Origin of the sequence: Micromonospora sp. NPDC047738 (genome assembly GCF_040642675.1) — a bacterium.
Classification (GTDB): domain Bacteria; phylum Actinomycetota; class Actinomycetes; order Mycobacteriales; family Micromonosporaceae; genus Micromonospora.
Map to the genome: position 1 here is coordinate 171,498 of NZ_JBEYSO010000005.1, position 18,806 is coordinate 190,303.

The window sequence follows — 18,806 nt, forward strand, 5'->3', positions numbered from 1 at the left end:
GTGAGCTTGTGAATCACCTCGCTCGGTGAGGGCTGGTAGCCGAAACTGTTATTTGCTTGACTGTGCGGCGGTGCCGCAGAGGAGCAGCGGCATGACTGGAGGCTGTGCCGCGTGAGCAAATCGGATCCGGAAAAGACAGTCGGCAACGTGCACGAGGCACTCAGCCGGCCGCTGTTCAACCCCGTGTTGAAAGTGACGGTCGGCGAAGGAAAGCTCGACTACGAGATCTACCTGCGCACCGCCGATCTGCTGCGGCTGCAGACACCCAGGTCTGAGCTCGTCGACGCGGACGAGCTCATGTTTCAGGTCGTGCATCAGGCGCAGGAACTGTGGCTGAAACTACTCGCCCACGAGGTGGCCGAGGTCGTCGGCGATCTCGATGGTGATCGCCTGTGGGAGGTGACCGCCCGGCTGGACCGAGCTGTGCGGATCACGCACTGCCTGTCGCATGAGCTTCGCGTGCTGGAGACCCTCACACCCGACACCTACCAGGTGATACGCCGGCATCTCGGTAACGGCAGCGGGCAGGAATCCCCCGGCTACAACGCCGTACGGGTGGCCGCGTCGTACGCCGCCGAGGCTCTGGACCGGCTCCTCGCGCGGCACGAGGTCACGCTTGCCGACGTCTACTCCGGTCTCCGAACCGAACTGAAGCGGGTCTGCGAGCTCCTCGTCGACCTCGACGAGGGCTACCAGACGTGGCTGTTCACCCACTACCTGCTGGTGCGCCGGACGATCGGGGTGGGCCGGGACGTCGCGGCGCTGGACGGAGTGCCCACCCAGATTCTCGTCGGGCGGATGACCCAGCCACTGTTCCGAGCACTCTGGGCGGTCCGCAACCAGCTCACCGCCGAGTGGCGGCGGGAGGGCGGTCTGGCGCCCGGGGCCGACCGCCGGGAAGCGCGGGTGCCGGCGTGACCACCCGGCTACGGAAGCACTTCCCTCTGCTCGAGACCTGCGTGTACCTGAACAGCAACTCCACCGGCGCGGTGCCGCGCGGGGCCGAGCCCGTCCTCCAGCGTTACTGGGAGACGCTGTGCGGCTGGCGCGACGACGTGTGGGACGGGTGGCTCAACGAGCTGCGGGCCTACGGCGACGCCGTCGCACGGTTCATCGGCGGTTCCCCGGGCAGCGTGGTCACCGACGCCAACGTCAGCACCCTCCTGGGCCGCATCGCCTCCTGTTTCGACTATCGTCCGTCCCGCAACCGGGTGGTTACGACGCACCTGGAGTTCCCCACGGTGCCGTTCATCTGGCGGGCGTTCGGCCGCTACGGCGCCCGACTCGACGTCGTCGACGCCGGTGGGCCCGGGTTCGACGAGGATGCCCTGGAGCGGCGGATCGACGAACGCACGCTGCTGGTGTGCGTGCCGCACGCCAGCTACGCCACCGGCGCGGTGATCGACCTGCCCCGTCTCGTCAAACGCGCACACGACGTCGGCGCACTCGTTGTCGTCGACGCCTTCCAGACCATCGGCACGGTCCCGTTCGACGTGGCAACGCTGGACGTCGACTTCGTCCTCGGCGGCGCACACAAGTGGCTGTGCGGCGTCGGGACGGCGTTCCTGTACGTCCGGCCCGAGCTGCTGCCGACCCTGCGGCCAGCGGCGACGGGATGGTTCGCCGGCGACGCCGCGCTGACCTTTCGCCCTTCGTCGGACTGGGCCGGCGACGCCCGCCGGTTCGCCGGTGGAACCCCGTTCCCGCTCAGCGCCCAGATCTCCCGAGTCGGACTGGACCTGCTGGCCGGCGTGGGCATCGACGCCATCCGCGAGCACTCACTGAACTGCACCGAGCGGGTGGTGCACCGGGCCGCGGCCGCCGGCATCCCCGTGCTCGGCCCCACCGCGCCCGCGCAACGGGGCGGTGTCGTCTGCCTGGCCGTCCCGGACGGTGAGGCAATCAAGCGCAGCCTCGCCCGGCGGCAGATGATCTGCAGCTGGCGAGGGGCCCTGCGGGTGGCCCCGCACATCTACAACACCATCGACGAGGTCGACGCGTTCATGGACGCCCTCGAACTGGAGCTCCGGCAGGTCAGATCATGACCGGCGCACCGCTGTCCCCGAGGGCACTCATGAGCCTGCTCGCCAACGGCGCCAAGGCCATCGACGTGCTGGAGACCGCCCTGAACATCGGGCTGCTCGACGCGCTGGAACCGGGCCCGATGCGCCTCGGGCAGCTCAGCGCCCGCTTCGACCTGCGCCCGGGGCGGCTCTACAAGCTCCTTGACTGCCTGGAAAGCCTCGGTTTCGTGCACCGCGACGAGCGGACCGACGACATCAACGACACCGAGTACCGCGCCGTCCCGGGGCTCAAGGACGCCGTCGTCGAGGTGGTCGGGCCGGACGCGATCGAACGCGACCGCGACAAGTACCCGTGGCGGCAGCTGCACGGCAGGCTGGCGGACACCCTCCGCGGGCAGCTCAGCATCACCGAGAACGACTTCGCCTGGCCACCGAGGACGGCAGCCCAGATCGCCGACTTCGAGAAGAGCATGGCGGCCGGCCTGGGCCCGATCATTGAGGCGTTCCGCACCCACGCACCGCGGCTCTGGCCCGACCGCCACCGGCTGCTGGACGTGGGAGGCGGCGACGGCACGCTCGCCACGTACCTGCTCGCCGATACGCCCGGCCTGACCGTCGACGTCTACAACCTGCCCCCGGTCCAGCCCCTCGTCGACGAGACCCGGGTACGGTCCGGCCACGGAACCCGGCTCGGGTTCGTCGGCGGGGACTTCCTCACCGAAGCGCTGCCCACCGGCTACGACACCATGGCGTTCGTCCGCGTCCTGCACGACTGGCCGGCGCGCGTCGCCCACCGCCTGATCGAGAACGCCTACCAGGCGTTACCGCCCCGCGGCCGCCTGCTCATCTGCGAGGAGTTCCGCACCTCGGAGCGGCTGGCCATGCAGTTCTTCTGGTCCTACTTCCTGATCGGCGTCGACAGTTGCGCCAGCCGCCTGCGGGAAACCACCTTCTACATCGGCGCGCTGCGGCAGGCCGGCTTCGACGGGATCGAGGTGTTGCCCGGCCGGTTCGAACTGATCTCGGCACGTAAGCCGTGACCGGGCATCACCGCTGGGGCTCGAGGTCGAGGCGGCGGGTGAACGGCTGGCGGGTGAGGCTGTCGTACAGCATCCGGGTGAGGGTGACGATGTCGAAGACCGGCACCCCGAGCCGGGCCTGGATCCGGTGCGCGAACGGCACCAGATCCGTGCACTCGATCACCAGCGCGCCGAGATCCGGGTGGGCCCGGGCGAGGGCGTCCACCTGTTCGTCCACCTCGGCGGCCAGCCGGTCGACGTCGAGGGTGTCGCGGCGTCCCTCCAGCATCACCTCGCGGAACTCGCGTTGACCGGCCATGCCGGTGATTGCGAGCGGCAGCTCCCGCGCCCCGACCGCGGCGAGGTGTCGGGGGGTCAGCGCCGCCTCGTCGGCGACCAGCAGCCCGACGATGCGGCCCGGCCCGATCATCTGGTGCACCAGGGGTAGCTGGATCAGGCTGGAGGACCACAGCGGTACGTCCACCACGGCGGCCAACTCCGCCTGGAAGAGCACGAGGAAACCGCACGCCCCGGTGATCCCCGCGACGCCGGCGGCCTGCAGGTCCCGGGCGGCCTGGAGGAACGGTTCCAACAGCGTCGGGTCGGCCTCGCGGACCAGCCGGCGGGGGGTGGCGCCCCGGACCACCCGGTAGTGGACCGGGAAGTCGAAGGTGGCCGGGTTGCGGATGTGGCCGGGAATCTTGTCGAAGCTGGTGTCGAGGCAGAGCACCCCGATCGCCGGCCCATCGGTCATCGCGTCCTCCCGAACCGGTCCAAGGCGAACGTCTCCAGCGGCAGGTCGGGCCGCACGCCGCCGATGAGCTGGGCGAGCAGTTGGCCGCCGGCGGGGGCGAGACCCATCCCGATGTGCCCGTGCCCGGTCGCCACGCTGACGTTGCGGTACGCCCCGGCCCGGCCGATCAGCGGCAGGCTGTCCGGGGTGCACGGCCGCAGCCCGCTCCACACGTGCAGCCGCCGATCGGTGTCCAGCCCCGGCAGATACGACCGCACGGTGCGCAGGATCCCGTCGACCCGTCGCGGCGACACCGAGGTGTCCAGGCCGGACAGTTCCAGGGTGCCGCCGACGCGTACCCGGTCGCCCAGCGGCATCACCGCCACCTTGCCCTCGCTGAGCAGCAGGGGCCGGGTCGGCGTGCCCGGCCCGGCGGCGACGGTGACGGTGTAGCCCTTCGCGGGTTGCAGCATCAGCCCGACGCCGAGCGTACGGGCGCACGCCCGCGACCACACCCCGGCGGCGATCACCACCTCGGCCGGGCGCAGGTCGCCCCGGCTGGTGCGGACGGCGCGTACCCGCCGCCCGGTCACCTCGAAGCCGCGAACCTCGGCGCCGGTGATGATCTCCACGCCTCGCTCCCGCAGGGCGCGGGCGAAGCCGACCAGGAAGGCGGGGATGCGCAGCGCGGCGCCCTCCTCGTTGAGCAGCGCCCCGGCGATGGCGAAGTCCACCCCGGGTTCCAGCCGGGCCAGCTCCGCCCGGTCCAGTTCGCGCAGCGGCACCCCGCGCTCGACCGCCGCGGGGATGCCGTGCCGGGCCTGCGCGTACCCCTGCTCGGTCTTGCAGGCCAGCACCATGCCACGGGCGGTGAGGGTGTCGGCGAGGTCGCCGGCGCAGACCTCGTGGAGGATGGCCAGGCTGCGCTGCTTGAGCGCGAGCAGCACCTCGAACCCGGCGCGGGCGTGGCGCTCGGTGCAGTACCGCCGGAAGTGCCACAGCCAGGCGAGCAGCCCGACGTCCGGGCGCGGCCGGACGTGGAACGGGCTTTCCGGGTCGAGCAGCCAGCGCAGCCCTTTCGCCGGTACGCCCGGCTCGGCCAGCGGCGCGGAGCCCTGGGTGCCGACGAAGCCGGTGTTCCCGGCCGAGCAGGCCGCCGGATCGCCCACCTCGCCCCGGTCGACGACCGTGACGGTGTGCCCGGCGGCCCGCAGGAACCAGGCGCAGAACAGGCCGACGACACCCGCGCCGATGACCAGGACGTCAGGGTCGTGCCGGGCGGGCGTCGCTGTCATCGTGCCTTCTCGCCGGTCAGATGGTGACGACGAAGAAGCAGGTGGGCAGGTTGACCACGACCCGCTCCCAGATCTGTGCGCACAGCGCCACCCCGGGCTCGGCGAACGTGCCGGGCGGCGGCTCGGCGAACCGGATCACCGACCGGCCGGCGTCGAACAGCAGCGCACCGTGGCCGAAGTCGCCGACGATCGCGGTGCCCGGGTCGACCAGCCGGGTACGCACGATGAAGACCCCGTTGTCCTCCACGTCCCGTAGCAGGGTCCCGGAACCGAGCAGCCGGTAGTAGTCGGCCGGGTTGATGATCAGCCCGTCGGCGGTGCTGCCCATCTGCTCGACCTCGTTGCAGGCGGCCAGGATGGTGGAGGCGAACCGGCCGGGGTCGGTAAGCCGGCCGATGTCCGGCATGTTCAGCAGCCCGCCCTCGCCACGGAGGATGGTGTGGTTCTCGGCGGTGGCCAGCCGCACGACGAGCCGGTAGTTGATGAACTGCTCGAAGCTGGCCGGGTCGTCCCAGAGCGTGTCGGGCACCTGCACCCAGGCGGTGGTGGTGAGCAGCGGGGGGATGGGGGAGCGGTGGAAGTGGTTGGCCGCCTCGCGGCGCAGGTCCGCGCCGTCGACGGTGGGGTCACCGGCCCGGGGTGGGCTCTCGTGCCAGTATTGCTCCTGCGGCTCCCGGGACAGGTCCACCACCTTGAGCATGTTCCGCGACGGGTAGCGGGGCTTGCGCCGTGAGCTGGTCAGCGAGTCGGTGATGGTGACGTCGTAATCGACGCGGGTGTCGAAGCCGTCCTTGGCGAACGCCTCGACGAACACCCCGCCGGGCGACATCTGGGTCTTCCGTTCGGCGACGACCTCGGCGATCGTCCGCTTGATCGTGTCGGTGCGTTGCATAATCGGCTTCCCTCCCGTCAGGCCGGCTTGCGGGCGACGAACATGCCCCAGCCGAACTCGTCGCGGTCGATCGCGGCCTGGATCTCGTCGCAGGATTCCGCGAAGTTGCGGATCCAGGTCCGCGCCGCCTCGTCGTCGGTCGCGGCGGCCCGCTCCCGTGCGGTCCGGCCCAGCACCCGGTACGTCTGTCGGATGTGGGTGTCGAGGCTGCGCGCGACCACGTCGACGAAGCCGGCCCGCTGCAGCGCCTTCCGGTAGCCGTCCAGCGAGTAGCCGCTGTTCCAGCGCACCCGGTCGTAGACGTGCCGCCGGGCCGCCGCGCCGATCTCCGGCTTCGGCTGCAGGAAGTCGGCGATGGCCAAGACTCCGCCCGGAGCGAGCACCCGGAACATCTCGGCGTGGCTGCGCGGCTTGTCCGGCACCAGGAACAGCGCGTCCTGGCTGACCACGTGGGTGAAGGTCCCGTCGGCGTACGGCAGGGCGGTGGCCGAGCCGTGCCGGAACGCGACGGGCAGCCCGTCGCCCCGCTCGGCGAGCTTGCCCTGGGCGAAGCGGACCCGCTCGATGCTCAGGTCCAGGCCCGCACCGCGGCATCCGGTCCGCTCGGCGAGGCGCAGCAGGAAGTTCCCGCAGCCGCAGCCGACGTCGAGCACGTTCGCCGCGGCGTCGATGCCGGCGTCGGCGGCGAGGATGTCCGAGGTCCGGTCGGCGGCCGCCGCGTAGTCGGAGTCGTCGTCGGCGGCGAAGTAGCCGGTGTGCAGCACGCCCTCGCTGTCCCAGAAGCTGAGGTACGTCTGCGTGGTCTGGTCGAAGAACTCGGAGACGTCCCGCTCGGTGAACCGGCTGGTCGTGGACATGGGCACTCCTTGCTGCGGCGGGTCAGGCGTAGGTGTCCCTGCGAACCCCGGTCAGGTGGGGCAGCTCGGGACCGGTGGCGGCGGCGCCGCCGTCGATCAGGTGCACTCCGGCGGTCACGTAGGACGCCCGTTCGCTGGCCAGGAAGGCGGCCAGCGCCGCCACCTCCTCGGGGTGGGCCAGCCGGCCCAGCGCGCTGTGGTGCCCCATCGCACGCAGCCGGGCCTCGACGTCGCCGCCCTCACCGGCCAGCCGCGCCGCCGCGCGTTCCATCGGCGGCGTGCGCACCCCGCCGGGGGCGAGCACGTTGACGGTGACCCCGCTGCGGCCGACGTCGACGGCGAGGCCCTGGGCGAACCGCACCAGCGCCGCCCGGGTCACCCCGGACAACGTCAGTGGACCGATCGGCACGCAGGCGGTCTCCGAGGCGACGAGCAGCAGCCGACCCCAGCCGGCGGCGCGCATGTGTGGCAGCGCGGCCAGCGAGACCCGGACCGCGGGCAGGAGTACCCGGTCCACGGCGTCGCGGTAGTCCGCCGCCTCGAACGCGGTGGCGGTGCCGATCGGCGGGCTGCCGCCGCTGACCAGCAGCACGTGCAGGCCGCCGAGGTCCGTGGCGACCTGGTCGACCCAGCGCGCGGCGGCGTCGGCGTCGGTCAGGTCCACCCGGCTGGCGCTGACCCGCCCGGTGGCGATCGCGACCAGTTCCCGTTCCGCGGCGGCGAGCCGGTCCGGGTCGCGGCCGCAGACGGCCACGTGGGCGCCCTCGGCGGCGAACTCCCTGGCGCACGCCAGCCCGATGCCGCTGGTGCCGCCGGCGACGAGGGCCACCCGCCCCTTCAGCCCGAGATCCATGTCGGTCACCTCTCCGTCGCGTCGGCCGCCGATGACACCCCGCCGGCGTGCCGGGGCCTCCGGCCCGTCCCGCCGGCCTGGTAGCCGTACCGGGTGAACAGCGGCCAGGCCAGCGCAGTCACCGCCAGCCGTTGGCCGCGGGTCAGCGTCCGCCGCCACCCGTCGTCGGCGTCCCGCACGGTGGTGGGGCCGGTGCGGAACCGGTCCGGGTTGCCGGTCACCGTGTGGTTGCCGTGCAGCTCGACGGTGCGGCCGCGGACCGGGTTGCCGGCCGGGTCGGCCCCGACGAGCCGTAGCAGCGCGTCGACGGTGCCGGCCGGGTCGGCGATGAACTCCTCGTACCGCAGGAACATCGACCGCTGCGGGTGCCGGCGGGTGATCGCCGCCGAGGCCAGGTTGAACCCGTGCCAGTACGCGGTGCTGCGGGCGGCCGACATGGCGTAGACGTACTCTTTCGGCTCGCGCCATGAGTGCGCCACCGCGCGGGGGTCGCGCACCAGGTGCAGGTAGTACGTGGTGATCCCGGGGACGTGCGGCAGCAGCGCCGCCTCGCCGGGGATCTTGGTGCTGTCCACGATGACGCGCGCGCCGGTCCGCTCGGCGACCGCCCGGTAGACCCTGCTCATCAGCGCCGCGTGCGTCCGGGTCGGTTCGTCGTACGCGCCCCGGCGCAACAGCCGCCAGGTGTGTCGGGTGCGGACCCGGGTGCGCTGGCGCCGGATGACCTCGGCGGCGTGCGCCTCCAGCGAGCCGCCGGCGGGCATGCCGATCGGCAGGATCTCCGACCACAGCGGGCAGTCGGTCAGTCGGCCACCGCAGCCGCAGCGGTCGTTCACCCCTCGGCCGGTGGCGTTCTTCCACAGAAAGTGCAGTTCGCCGACGTGAAGGAAACCGGGCACCTCGCCCAGGACGTTGCCGATGATGGTGCTGCCGTTGCGGCACCATCCAGTGATGCTGAGCACGGTCAGCGACTCGTTCATGCGACCACCTCCGCTGTTGGCGCCGGGGCCGGGCGGCCGATCCGTACCGCCATCACCGCCGCCACCGCGGCACACGCCGCCCCGGCGGCGAAGACCGCTGGATAACCGAGCCCGGCGGCGACCAGGCCGGTCAACGGACCCCACACCGCCAGGCCGAGGTCCCAGAAGGACGTGTACGCCCCGATCGCGGCGCCCTGCCGGGCCGGGTCGGTCCGGTTCAGCACCATCAGCGCCAGCGACGGGTGCAGCAGGGAGAACCCGACGCCCATGACCACGCTGCCGGCCACGGCGACGGGCAGGTTCGGCGCAACCGCGATGACCAGCAGGCCGGCCGCCTCGCCGACACCGCACCACGCGGCCACCCGCCGGGGGCCGAGCCGGTCGGGCAGGTGGCCGATGACCAGACGGGTGCCGGCGTACACGGCGCTGAAACAGCTCAGCACCACCACGCCGTGCCCGACGCCCCGGGACTGCAGATGCAGCACCACGAACGCGGCCAGGCCGGCGTATCCGGCGGCGCCGAAGGTGAGCGCGACGCCGGGCAGCAGCGCCGGCCGCACGAGCAGCCCGCCGCCCCCGCCCGTCGGAGCGGTCCGCGGCGCCGGCGCCAGGGCGACCAGTCCGGCGGCGAGCAGCGGCGCGGCGGCGCTGAGCGCCCACACCGCCGGGTAGCCGGCCGGCTGCACGCTGGCGCCGAGGAAGGTGCCGGCGGCGATGCCGCCCCACATGCTCACCCCGTACAGGCCGATGAGCTGTCCGCGCCGGCTGTGCGGGGCGAGGGAGACGGTCCACACCGCCCCCGCGGTGAACAGCGCGGCCTCGCCGGCACCGAGCAGCAACCGGACCGTCACCAGTGCCGGCACGTTGAGCGGTGCCAGGTAGAGCAGGCCGCCGGCGGCCAGCACGAGCGCTCCGACCAGCATCACGGTGCGGTGCCCGAACCGGTCGGCGAACGCCCCGGCAACCGGACGCACCAGCAGCGCGGTCACCGCGGTGCCGGTGACGACCAGCCCGACGACGAGATCACCGGCCTGGTGGCGCTCGCGCAGGAAGTCGGGGAGCACCGGGATCACCGCGGTCAGCCCGAGGTAGCCGGCGAACAGCCCCCCGAAGATGCCGACCAGGGCCAGCCGGGGCAGGCGGCCCTCCCGGGTGTCTGCGGCGGTCATGGGCGTAGCGGCCGGGCCGGCGCGGCGTCGCGGGCGGCGGCGGCCACCTTGCGGACCGCCCGCACCAGGTCGTCGCAGTCGTCGAGGGTGAGGTTGGAGGACAGCGGCACGTCAACGGTCTCCGCCAGCAGCCGGGCGGTGCACGGCAGCAGCGCCCGGACATCGGCCGGGTCGGCGCCGCCGTACAGGAAGCGCCAGTTCCAGAAGGCGCGGACGTTGAGGTCGTCGTCGGCGCCGATGTTGCGGGCGTCGACACCCTCCGCCCGCAGCGCGCGGGCGAACCAACCCGCGTCGCCGCCGGGCACCCGGAACACGAACGCCTCGCCAAGGTACGCACCGGGCGCGACCGGCCGGCGGACCGCGATGCCGGGCAGGTCGGCCAGGGCAGTGGCGACGTGGGCGTAGTTGCGGTGGAACAGGGCCAGCCGTTGGGGCAGCCTGGCCAGTTCGGCGCGGAGCAGGGCGGCCCGGATCTCGTCCATCCGCATGCTGAGCAGGGGCAGGTCGAGGCCGGTGAGCGGCGGTTCGGCGTCCGGGAAATGCCGCCGCAGGCGCCCCTCGTACGCCCCGGACAGGGCGACCGCGCGGGCGAACAGGGTGCTGTCGTCGGTGACCAGGAACCCACCCTCGCCGCAGTTGAGCGCCTTGTCGGACTGGGTGCTGAACGCTCCGGCGGCGCCGAACGTGCCGAGCTTGCGGCCGTTGAGTTCCGCCCCGAGCGCCGGAACGGCGTCCTCGATCAGCGGCACCCCCATCTCGGCGGCGAAGGCCGCGAGAGCCTCGACGTCTGCGGCGAAGCCGCGCATGTGTACCGCCACGATGGCTCGGATCTCCGGCCGCCACCGCCGGCGCAGGTCATCGAGATCCATCCGCAGGTCCTCGTCGACCTCGACGAGAAATGGCCGGCAGCCGGCCAGCACAATCGCGCTGGGCGTGGCGACGAAAGTGAACCCCGGGCAGGCGACCAATGATCCGTTCGGCACCGGCGCGCCCATGATGGCCAGCGCCAGGGCAGCGGTGCCGCTCGAAACCGCGAGAGCGTGCCGGGTGCCGAAATAGCGGCACAACTCGTCCTCGAACCGGCCGCATTCGGTTTCGTTCTGCGGGCGATGGTCGTATCGGAAGTAGAGATGACTTCGGACGGCACGAAAAGCGGCTTCCTCATCCTCCGGGTGGACGAAGACAGCGCCCTTGTCGTACGTGGGCCAGGCGGTGTGACGGACCGGGCTGCCGCCGTGGAGGGCGAGCTGTCTGCCTGGTTCAGCGCTGTGTGACGCCGGCATCGGCCGGGTCGGCGCGGGAGCTTCGTTGTTCCCGTTCACCAGCGGCTCCTCGGGGCAGCGGCGGCTTTCCGATTCGCGTGACCGGACTTGCCCGCCGCGTCAGGGGGCGGGACGACCCGGGTGGTCGCGGCCGGAGACGCAATCCCGTCGAGGACCAGGAAGCCGCCGGATCCGACATTGACCGGGTCGCAGATCCAGTGACCAATATGATTGCCCTCCGAGCCCGACACGTCAACCACGCATTCACAAAGATGCGCGGCCGGCCGCTCGTCGGCCCGCTGTGATGTGGATACTCGATCGGCCGTGGCGGCGACAAATGCGAATTGTCGCCTGTGGATGCCAAACGCGACCGACGCAGCGCCGGCGCCGCTCCGCTGCCGGCTCTCGACCCGGGCCCTCGCCTGACTGGATGCGGCCGACGTCACCCGACCAGCCGGTACTGGCCTCGCGGTCGGATCCACCGGCTTCCGGCAGCGGCACGTCGTAGCTCGAGATGCGTTGTCGCAGTGACCGGTGGATGGGCCGGCGGTGAGCCATGCCGCGCCCCCCCGCACATAGACGCTCGGCGGCCTGTCAGGCACCTTCCAAATTGCTCACCTGGTTTCAGCAACTTATCGACGCGGCCGAGCGTCTCTACAAGCGACAGTCAAGGCGGACTGCTCGAATGAACGGGGAGGCCTATGCGTTCCAGCAGAAGCACAAGAGCATTGCTGGCCGGGGGGATCGTCGCTGCGTTGCTGGCGGGCGCGCCCGGCATCGCGGGTGCCAAGCAGGCGGCCGCACCTCAAGCGGCCAAGTCCGCGCCGGCCACTGGAGAGGCCCGGACCGTGACGCTGATCAGCGGTGACCGGGTGACCGTGCTTGGCAACGGCCGCGTCAGCGCCACGCCGCGAAAGGGCGTCACGTTCCACAGCTACCGGACCGGGGGACACCAGTACCTCATCCCGTCCGACGCCGTGCCGCTGCTCCGGGCAGACCGGCTCGACCAGCGGCTGTTCGACCTGACCGAACTGCTCGCGGCGCAGGCCACAAGCCCGTCGTCGCTGCGGCTGATCGTCTCCGGCGCCACCACCGCACCCGGCCTGTCCGCCCAGCGGCGACTCCCCGCGGTGCAGGGCTTCACCGCCGAGACGCCCATCGCGTCGCTCGCTGACCGCTGGCAGGCGACCCGCACCGGCCTGACCAGGGGCAAGATCTGGCTCGACGCCGTACGCAAACCCGCGCTGGACCAGAGTGTCCCGCTGATCGGCGCGCCCACGGCCTGGTCCGCCGGCTTCGACGGCACCGGCGTCCGCGTCGCCGTACTCGACACTGGCATCGACACCGCGCACCCTGACCTGGCCGGGAAGATCTCCGCACGGCAGAACTTCACCGAGGGCGAGGAGGACGACCGCGACCACGTCGGCCACGGCACCCACGTCGCGTCCACCATCGCGGGCAGCGGCGCCGGCTCCGGCGGGAAGTACAAGGGCGCCGCTCCCGGCGCGTCCCTGCTCGACGGCAAGGTCTGCGTCGAGTTCGGCTGCCTGGAGTCATGGATCGTGGCCGGCATGCAGTGGGCCGCCGAGTCCGGGGCGGACGTGGTCAACATGAGCCTCGGCGGACCGAACACCCCCGAGGTCGACCCGCTCGAGCAGGCAGTCAACAGCCTGACCGCGCAGCACGGCACGCTGTTCGTGATCGCGGCGGGCAACGACGGCGCGGACGACACCGTGGGCTCCCCGGCCACCGCCGACGCGGCGCTGGCCGTCGCGGCCTTCACCAAGTCCGACGAACTCGCCGAGTTCTCCAGCCGGGGCCCCAGCGCTGACGGTTGGGCCGTCAAGCCCGAGATCGCCGCGCCCGGCGTCGACATCGTCGCAGCGCGCAGCAAGGACGGCTTCCTCGGTGAACCGGGTCAGCTCTATATGCCGCTGGACGGCACCTCGATGGCCACCCCGCACGTCGCGGGCGCAGCCGCACTGCTGAGCCAGGCGCACCCGCAGTGGACCCCCGCCCAGCTCAAGGCGGCGCTCATGGCCTCCGCCAAGCCGGCCAGCGGCGTCGGCGTGTTCGCGCAGGGAGCGGGTCGGGTGGACGTGGCCCGAGCGATCACCCAACAGGTCACGACCACGCCGACGTCGGTGACGTTCGGGTTGCAGGAGTGGCCGCACGCCGACGACGATGTGCGCAGCAGCGTCGTCACCTACCACAACGGCGGCAACTCCGCGGTGACCCTGCAGCTCGCGCTGACCACCGCCGCGCCGCCCGGAATCTTCTCACTCAGCGCCGACACGGTGACCGTGCCGGCCGGCGGGCAGGCCTCGGTGACGCTCACCGCCGACACCCGCCAGGGCGGCGACGTGACCGGCGGCCTCGGCGGCCAGGTCACCGCGACCGCGGCAGGCGTCTCGGTGCAGACGCCCTTCGGCGTGGTACGCGAGGAGCTCAAGCACCCGGTGAAGGTCACCGCGACCGAGCGTGACGGCGACCCGGCCGAAGGCGCGTTCACGGTGATCCTGAGCAAGAACGACCGCCGGGAGTACCTGGCCTTCGGCGCGAGCGCCGACCTGCGCCTGCCGCCCGGCGAGTACTTCGCGTTCAGCTGGGTCAGCGAGCAGAACGGGGACAGCTACAGCACCTCGCAGCTGGTGTATCCGAAACTCTCGGTCAGCGGGCCGGTCACGGTGGCGATGGACGCCCGCGGCGCGAAGGGCTTCGAGGTCACGGTGCCCGACCCGAAGGCGGTGCCCCTGCTGACGTCGTACGGCGCGAGGTATGTCGAAGGCGCGAACTTCGACCTGGAAGTCGGGGTCTTGGGCAGCGACTTCACCTCGATGTTCACCAAACTGGTCGGACCCAAGCCGGCGAAGGGCCTGAGCTCCCAGCTCACCGGCGTCCTGGCCGAGGTGGACGAGCAGGGCTACCCGACCCGTTCGCCGTACGTCTACAACGTCGGCTGGCACCGCAAGAACGACCTGCTCGGCGGGCTGGTCAAGCACCTGCGGCCGCAGGACCTGGCCACGGTGAAGGCCTCGTACGCGGCGGCGGCGGCGGGCACCAACGGCGTGAAGCTGTCCTTCCTCGCCCCACCGGACGGCAGCGGCGGCTGGGCGACCGGCTGGCCCACCCCGCTCCCGTTCACCCGCACGGAGCTCTACGCGGGTGACGCGCCATGGCAGAACGAGTTGATGGTGGAGCTGCCGGCCGAGGGTGAGGATTGGCCGGAACTGCTGACCGACCAGGGCGGGCTGGCCACGTACCGCGCGGGGGTCACCTATCAGGAGCAGTGGAACAAGGGTGTGTTCGGGCCGAGCGTGGCACCGTTCTTCCCCGGCGCCGTGCCGGCGCTGCGTGAAGGCGACGTCATGTTCATCTCGCCCGCGCTGCTCGGCGACGGCCAGGGACGCGCCGGCTTCGGGAGGATCACCTCGGGGCACGGGGCGCTCTACCGCAACGGCACGCTGATCGCCGAGTCCGACCAGGCTCCGAGGGTGTTCGCCGAGGACGTTGCGCCGGGCGGGGCGACGTTCCGCTTCGACGGCAGCCTGGAGCGCGACACGCGCCTGACCACCAAGCTGTCGGTCAGCTGGACGTTCCGCTCAGCGCACACCGACAGGCTCAAGGCGCTGCCGCTGACCGCGGTCAGCTTCGCGCCGCTGCTTGACGACCACAACGTCGGCAAGGCCGGCAACCTGGGCGTCTACCCGGCGACGATCACCCAGACCGAAGGCTCGGGACGTGTGGTCAAGCTGGCCGTGCAGGTGTCGTACGACGACGGGAAAACCTGGAAGAAGGTGCCGGTGCTGAACCACGGCGGGTCGTGGCAGGTGTCGGTGCCGCACCCGAAGGCGGGCGGCTTCGTGTCGCTCAAGGCCTCGGGCTCGGACGCGATGGGCAACACCTTCGACCAGACCGTCATCCGGGCGTACGAGCTGCGCTGATCATTTGTTTGAGGCGGCCCCGGCGACCATCACCGGTCGCCGGGGCCGCTTCCTCTGCTGGATCAGAAGTTGAGCGTGTAGAGCAGCCGGTTGGGGGTACCGCTGCCCGGCGACGACACCACACCGGTCGTGGCGTTGCTGTTGATTGCCGATGCCACCGTCGCCGGTGACGCCGACGGGTTGTTGGCCAGGTAGAGCGCCGCCGCGCCCGCCACGTGCGGCGTTGCCATCGAGGTGCCGCTGATCGTGTTGGTGCCGCTGTCGCCCGAGTTCCAGGACGACGTGATGTCCACACCCGGCGCGAACAGGTCGACGCAGGTGCCGTAGTTCGCCCACGACGCCTTCTTGTCGGTGCTGTCGGTCGCCGAGACCGTCACCGCCTCAAGGACCCGGGCCGGGGAGGAATTGCAGGCCTTCTGCGGCAGGCCGAGGAAGTTGCCGTTGCCGGCCGCGATCGCGTACGTCACGCCCGCCGCGATCGACCTCCGGACGGCGTTGTCCAGCGTGGTGTCCGCACCGCCACCGAGAGACATGTTCGCGACCATCGGCTGGCTCGGGTTGCTGTTCTTCTGTGCGGTCACCCAGTCGATACCCGCCACCACACCGGAGGTGCTTCCACTGCCCGAGCAGTTGAGCACCTTGACGGCGATGAGGCTGACACCCTTGGCCACGCCGTGGGATGCGCCGCCGACCGTACCGGCGACGTGCGTGCCGTGCCCGTTGCAGTCGGTGTTGTTGCCGTCCCCGGTCGTGTTCGTACCCCAGGCCGCCCGGCCGCCGAAGTCGGTGTGGGAGGTCCGGATACCGGTGTCGATGATGTACACCTTCACGTTGCTCGCCGTGGTGTTGTAGGTGTAGGAGCCGCTCAACGGCCGGGTGCGCTGGTCGATGCGGTCCAGACCCCACGACGGCGGGCTGGTCTGGGTCGCGGTGCTGGTGAAGACGCCGTCCTGCTGCACGTACGCCACCCGCGGGTCGGCGGCGAGCCGGCGTGCCTGCCGCTCCGACATGCGGCCGGAAAAGCCGTTCAGCACGCTGTGGTACTGGTGTGTGACGGACGCGCCGTGCTTACCGGCGACGGCGGTCGCCTGGTCACCCGCGCCATCTTTCAGCACCACGATGTAGCTACCCGCTACCGACGCACCGACCGCAGCCCTGATCGTGCCTTCCGCCGGAGCGGCGCTTGCCGCCGTGCCAACGCCGATCGCGGCGGTCGTGACCACCGCGGCGAATCCGGCTGCCAGAAACCTCCTGGCGCATGCGGAATCTGCCATCTGCTTCCTCCCCTTCCGGTCCCCTCTGGAGCACCGACCGGCTGATCAGCTACTCAACCAATCGATGGAAGGAAGTTAGCTGTTTGGTTAACGGATCGGAAGACTTGCATGTTGCCGGAGGTGGTCCCACGCGAGGACGGGGGTACATGTCCTGGGGCGCGCTAGCCCAGGGCGAGCGGACGGGGCGCCTGCTTGTCGAGGTGCACACCGCCGGCAATCAGCTACCGACCGAACCGCGCGCTGCCCCGGCGGGATCGGATCAGAGGTGCCCGGTGTCGTTGAAGCAGACCAGGGTCGGTGGTCGGTCGGTGTCCCACTGCACGATGGTCAGCCCGCAGTTCTCCTGGTTGAGGCCCATCCACCGCCACGTCGGAGCGTCGAGGACGTGCCGGACGAACCACCCGATGACGAAGTTGTGCGTGATCACGAGCTCCTGCCGGTCCTCGGCATCGGCGGCACCGAAGTGCTCGACGGCGGCCTGCAATCCGGCGGCGTCCTCGTCGCGCTCCTCGCTCGGCACCCGGTCCAGCCAGGGGAGGAAGCGTTCGGGGTACTCGCTGCGGTGTTCGACGGAGGGCACCGGCGTTCGATCCATGGCGAAGTCGCAGCCATGCCGTGGGACGTCTGGCAGGTAGTCAGCGATCACGTCAGCGGTCTGGACCGCCCGGGGAAGCTGGCTGTAGTGGATCGCCGAGAACGGCACGCCCTTCAGCCGTCGGCCGAGCCGATCTGCCTGATGGCGGCCCAGTTCGGAGAGGCCGCCGTCGGCCGTATGGCCGAGCGTTGGGTCCTGCTCGCCGTGACGGACCAGGTACAAAAGCGTGCGAGCCATCGTTGCTGTCCCTTCGGTCGGGCCGACGTTCCAGATGATCATGGCAGACGTCAGGTGGGACGCGGATCAAGCAGCGTTGGGAGGCGGGCCCCCGTTTGGGGGCGCCGGTCGTCGACGGCGGCCGGCCCTGCCTGACGGAGTGCCGCGTCGGCAGGCGATGATCGTGCTATGGGCATTCCAGTACCCCTGGGCGAGTCGTTGCACGATCCCGCATTCTGGGCGCGGTACACCTTCGCAGCGGAGGACGGCCCGGCGCCGATCGGCTCGGCGTCCTAGCGGAGTTGCTCGATGACGATGACGATGACGAGCGGGACACCGCGCTCAACGTCACCTTCGACGTCGGTGGCGGTCATCTCATCCTGCTCGACGTCGACACCCGGCTCGGCTCATACGAGCTGGGCATCACCGGACCTGGTTTCGCCGAGCCTGCTGAGCTGGGCTGGGACGACTTGGCGCACTGGCACCCGTACGCGCTGCGCTGGTCGGAGCTGGATGTGATCTGCCGGGCAGTCGCCGTGCGGGATCCGCTGCTGCCGCACCCCGGAGCGCCGATGGCCTTGCTCTGCCGGTTCGCCGCGGTCTTCGAGGACGACGACGTGGACGCCGCCGTTGCCAGCGTGGACGCGGCGTATGCCGCGCTGCGGCCCCAGGGCTGGGACGGCTACTGGCCCAGTGGCGCCGACTGGCTCGAACGCGCCGACTTCCGCGGCCAACGGGTGGTGTGGCACCGCGACGAGGCAGGCAACCTGTGGGCTGAGCAAGACGACGAAAACGACGCCGACTTCTACAGCACCCGGGTAGCACCGCCGGCGGAGGCCGAGGAGCGGTTTCCGTATACCCGGCTCAGGAAGCTGCTGGCCGCCGCCGCGACCACGATAGCGGCCGGATCGCGACCCTAACCCACGGAGTTCAGCGCGGCGGCGAACGTCTCCTGGTTGGCCTCGAAGTAGGCGAGTTCGCGTTGGGTCCAGGCGAGCACTTCGGCAGAGCGTGCATTCGAGGCCGCTCCGTCCTCGAGGATGTCTCGCCAGAATGCCTCATTGCGGCGCAACCGCCCGCAGATGGCGGCCGGCAGCCGGCCACGGTCGGTCGGACATAGGCCGTAGGCGTCTGCCAGGGTCCGCACCTGGCGGGCCTGTTCTATCGCGGGCCCCCGGCCGGGGCGCGACGAGATGCACCACGCCCACGCCATGTATCCCACGTCCTCCAACGGCTGGCCGGGCGCCGCGAAGTCGAAGTCGATGAACGCGACCGGCTGATCGTCGCGGAAAACCGTGTTGTTCGGACCGGGGTCGTGATGGCAAACCACCTCACCCCCGAGGCTGGACGCCAAGTCTCGCGTGGCGTCGTGCATCTGCCGCAGCAGCGTCGCTGCCTGTCTGACCTGGTCGTCGACGAAGTGCTGCCATCGTGGCGGGACATGACCGGGCACGAACGACAACCTGTCCCGACCATGTTGGTCCCACCCCAGGTGCTGAGGGCAGCCGTCGAAACCTGCCTTGGCGAGATGAGCCAGCAGCCGCGCCACGAAGGGCGACGCGGGCGAGGCGGGACGGCGCACCGTGTCTCCAACCCGGACCACACCCGCCGTCAAGCGCCCGCCGGCCAGGGGTTGCTCCATGTCCTGCTCGCTGCCTGGGCCCATTCCGCGACCCTAACGGCCGCGAACACT

At 71.3% G+C, this 18,806-nt stretch carries 16 protein-coding genes; 5 read left to right on the forward strand and 11 right to left on the reverse strand.

Features of this window, described 5'->3' with window-relative positions; translation table 11 throughout:
* Positions 1-111: 111 nt before the first annotated feature.
* From ABZ783_RS10955 to ABZ783_RS10965, 3 genes are read left to right on the forward strand one after another with little or no spacing between them, the layout of a single operon-like run.
* Positions 112-918 (forward strand): tryptophan 2,3-dioxygenase family protein, encoded by an 807-nt coding sequence (locus tag ABZ783_RS10955; protein WP_357436177.1) that lies wholly within the window; start codon positions 112-114, stop codon positions 916-918.
* A complete protein-coding gene (locus ABZ783_RS10960; RefSeq protein WP_357436179.1) occupies positions 915-2,045 on the forward strand; it encodes an aminotransferase class V-fold PLP-dependent enzyme in 1,131 nt (376 codons plus the stop codon). The genes ABZ783_RS10955 and ABZ783_RS10960 overlap by 4 nt, the downstream gene beginning before the upstream one ends.
* Positions 2,042-3,064, forward strand: coding sequence for a methyltransferase (locus tag ABZ783_RS10965; protein WP_357436181.1), 1,023 nt, complete (start codon positions 2,042-2,044; stop codon positions 3,062-3,064). Before ABZ783_RS10960 ends, ABZ783_RS10965 begins: the two co-directional genes overlap by 4 nt.
* A gap of 7 nt (positions 3,065-3,071) precedes the next feature.
* Here ABZ783_RS10965 and ABZ783_RS10970 read toward each other — a convergent pair whose 3' ends face one another.
* Genes ABZ783_RS10970 through ABZ783_RS11005 form a run of 8 tightly spaced genes read right to left on the reverse strand, consistent with a single transcriptional unit; the run spans position 3,072 to position 11,144 of the window.
* The gene (locus ABZ783_RS10970; RefSeq protein ID WP_357436183.1) at positions 3,072-3,797 is read right to left on the reverse strand and encodes an aspartate/glutamate racemase family protein; all 726 of its coding nucleotides are present in this window, start codon (positions 3,795-3,797) and stop codon (positions 3,072-3,074) included.
* Positions 3,794-5,071, reverse strand: a complete 1,278-nt coding sequence (locus ABZ783_RS10975) for an FAD-dependent oxidoreductase (RefSeq protein ID WP_357436185.1) — start codon at positions 5,069-5,071, stop codon at positions 3,794-3,796. The genes ABZ783_RS10970 and ABZ783_RS10975 overlap by 4 nt, the downstream gene beginning before the upstream one ends.
* Before the next feature lie 16 nt (positions 5,072-5,087).
* Positions 5,088-5,963, reverse strand: a complete 876-nt coding sequence (locus ABZ783_RS10980; protein ID WP_357436187.1) for a family 3 encapsulin nanocompartment shell protein — start codon at positions 5,961-5,963, stop codon at positions 5,088-5,090.
* A 17-nt stretch (positions 5,964-5,980) separates the two neighbouring features.
* Complete coding sequence (locus tag ABZ783_RS10985; protein WP_357436189.1) at positions 5,981-6,820, reverse strand: methyltransferase domain-containing protein; 840 nt, start codon at positions 6,818-6,820, stop codon at positions 5,981-5,983.
* Between the two features lie 22 nt (positions 6,821-6,842).
* Positions 6,843-7,673 carry an SDR family oxidoreductase gene (locus ABZ783_RS10990; RefSeq protein WP_357436192.1) on the reverse strand — a complete coding sequence of 277 codons (831 nt, stop codon included), beginning with the start codon at positions 7,671-7,673 and terminating at the stop codon, positions 6,843-6,845.
* A gap of 5 nt (positions 7,674-7,678) precedes the next feature.
* Positions 7,679-8,653, reverse strand: coding sequence for a sulfotransferase domain-containing protein (locus tag ABZ783_RS10995; protein ID WP_357436193.1), 975 nt, complete (start codon positions 8,651-8,653; stop codon positions 7,679-7,681).
* A complete protein-coding gene (locus tag ABZ783_RS11000; RefSeq protein WP_357436195.1) occupies positions 8,650-9,822 on the reverse strand; it encodes an MFS transporter in 1,173 nt (390 codons plus the stop codon). Before ABZ783_RS11000 ends, ABZ783_RS10995 begins: the two co-directional genes overlap by 4 nt.
* Positions 9,819-11,144, reverse strand: coding sequence for an aminotransferase class I/II-fold pyridoxal phosphate-dependent enzyme (locus ABZ783_RS11005; protein WP_357436197.1), 1,326 nt, complete (start codon positions 11,142-11,144; stop codon positions 9,819-9,821). Before ABZ783_RS11005 ends, ABZ783_RS11000 begins: the two co-directional genes overlap by 4 nt.
* 641 nt (positions 11,145-11,785) lie before the next feature.
* On the opposite strand from ABZ783_RS11005, the gene ABZ783_RS11010 reads away from it, so the two are divergent.
* Positions 11,786-15,028 (forward strand): S8 family serine peptidase, encoded by a 3,243-nt coding sequence (locus ABZ783_RS11010; RefSeq protein ID WP_357436198.1) that lies wholly within the window; start codon positions 11,786-11,788, stop codon positions 15,026-15,028.
* A gap of 62 nt (positions 15,029-15,090) precedes the next feature.
* Here ABZ783_RS11010 and ABZ783_RS11015 read toward each other — a convergent pair whose 3' ends face one another.
* Together ABZ783_RS11015 and ABZ783_RS11020 are read right to left on the reverse strand one after the other, a co-directional pair.
* Positions 15,091-16,146, reverse strand: a complete 1,056-nt coding sequence (locus ABZ783_RS11015; RefSeq protein WP_357436200.1) for a S8 family peptidase — start codon at positions 16,144-16,146, stop codon at positions 15,091-15,093.
* Positions 16,147-16,561: 415 nt separating this feature from the next.
* Positions 16,562-17,134, reverse strand: coding sequence for a histidine phosphatase family protein (locus ABZ783_RS11020; protein ID WP_357436203.1), 573 nt, complete (start codon positions 17,132-17,134; stop codon positions 16,562-16,564).
* A gap of 281 nt (positions 17,135-17,415) precedes the next feature.
* On the opposite strand from ABZ783_RS11020, the gene ABZ783_RS11025 reads away from it, so the two are divergent.
* Positions 17,416-18,033 (forward strand): hypothetical protein, encoded by a 618-nt coding sequence (locus ABZ783_RS11025; RefSeq protein WP_357436205.1) that lies wholly within the window; start codon positions 17,416-17,418, stop codon positions 18,031-18,033.
* Here ABZ783_RS11025 and ABZ783_RS11030 read toward each other — a convergent pair.
* Positions 18,030-18,755: a phosphotransferase gene (locus ABZ783_RS11030; protein ID WP_357436206.1), complete on the reverse strand. Its 726-nt coding sequence runs from the start codon at positions 18,753-18,755 to the stop codon at positions 18,030-18,032. The two genes, ABZ783_RS11025 and ABZ783_RS11030, sit on opposite strands and share 4 nt — an antisense overlap.
* Positions 18,756-18,806 lie beyond the last annotated feature (51 nt).

What these genes read in the sequence shown, in the direction of transcription:
- ABZ783_RS10965 (WP_357436181.1), top strand. Translation starts at nt 2,042, where the DNA reads ATGACCGGCGCACCGCTGTCCCCGAGGGCACTCATGAGCCTGCTCGCC.
- ABZ783_RS10985 (WP_357436189.1), bottom strand. Translation starts at nt 6,820, where the DNA reads ATGTCCACGACCAGCCGGTTCACCGAGCGGGACGTCTCCGAGTTCTTC.
- ABZ783_RS11030 (WP_357436206.1), bottom strand. Translation starts at nt 18,755, where the DNA reads ATGGAGCAACCCCTGGCCGGCGGGCGCTTGACGGCGGGTGTGGTCCGG.
- ABZ783_RS11000 (WP_357436195.1), bottom strand. Translation starts at nt 9,822, where the DNA reads ATGACCGCCGCAGACACCCGGGAGGGCCGCCTGCCCCGGCTGGCCCTG.
- ABZ783_RS10975 (WP_357436185.1), bottom strand. Translation starts at nt 5,071, where the DNA reads ATGACAGCGACGCCCGCCCGGCACGACCCTGACGTCCTGGTCATCGGC.
- ABZ783_RS10990 (WP_357436192.1), bottom strand. Translation starts at nt 7,673, where the DNA reads ATGGATCTCGGGCTGAAGGGGCGGGTGGCCCTCGTCGCCGGCGGCACC.
- ABZ783_RS11010 (WP_357436198.1), top strand. Translation starts at nt 11,786, where the DNA reads ATGCGTTCCAGCAGAAGCACAAGAGCATTGCTGGCCGGGGGGATCGTC.
- ABZ783_RS10980 (WP_357436187.1), bottom strand. Translation starts at nt 5,963, where the DNA reads ATGCAACGCACCGACACGATCAAGCGGACGATCGCCGAGGTCGTCGCC.
- ABZ783_RS10995 (WP_357436193.1), bottom strand. Translation starts at nt 8,653, where the DNA reads ATGAACGAGTCGCTGACCGTGCTCAGCATCACTGGATGGTGCCGCAAC.
- ABZ783_RS11020 (WP_357436203.1), bottom strand. Translation starts at nt 17,134, where the DNA reads ATGGCTCGCACGCTTTTGTACCTGGTCCGTCACGGCGAGCAGGACCCA.
- ABZ783_RS10970 (WP_357436183.1), bottom strand. Translation starts at nt 3,797, where the DNA reads ATGACCGATGGGCCGGCGATCGGGGTGCTCTGCCTCGACACCAGCTTC.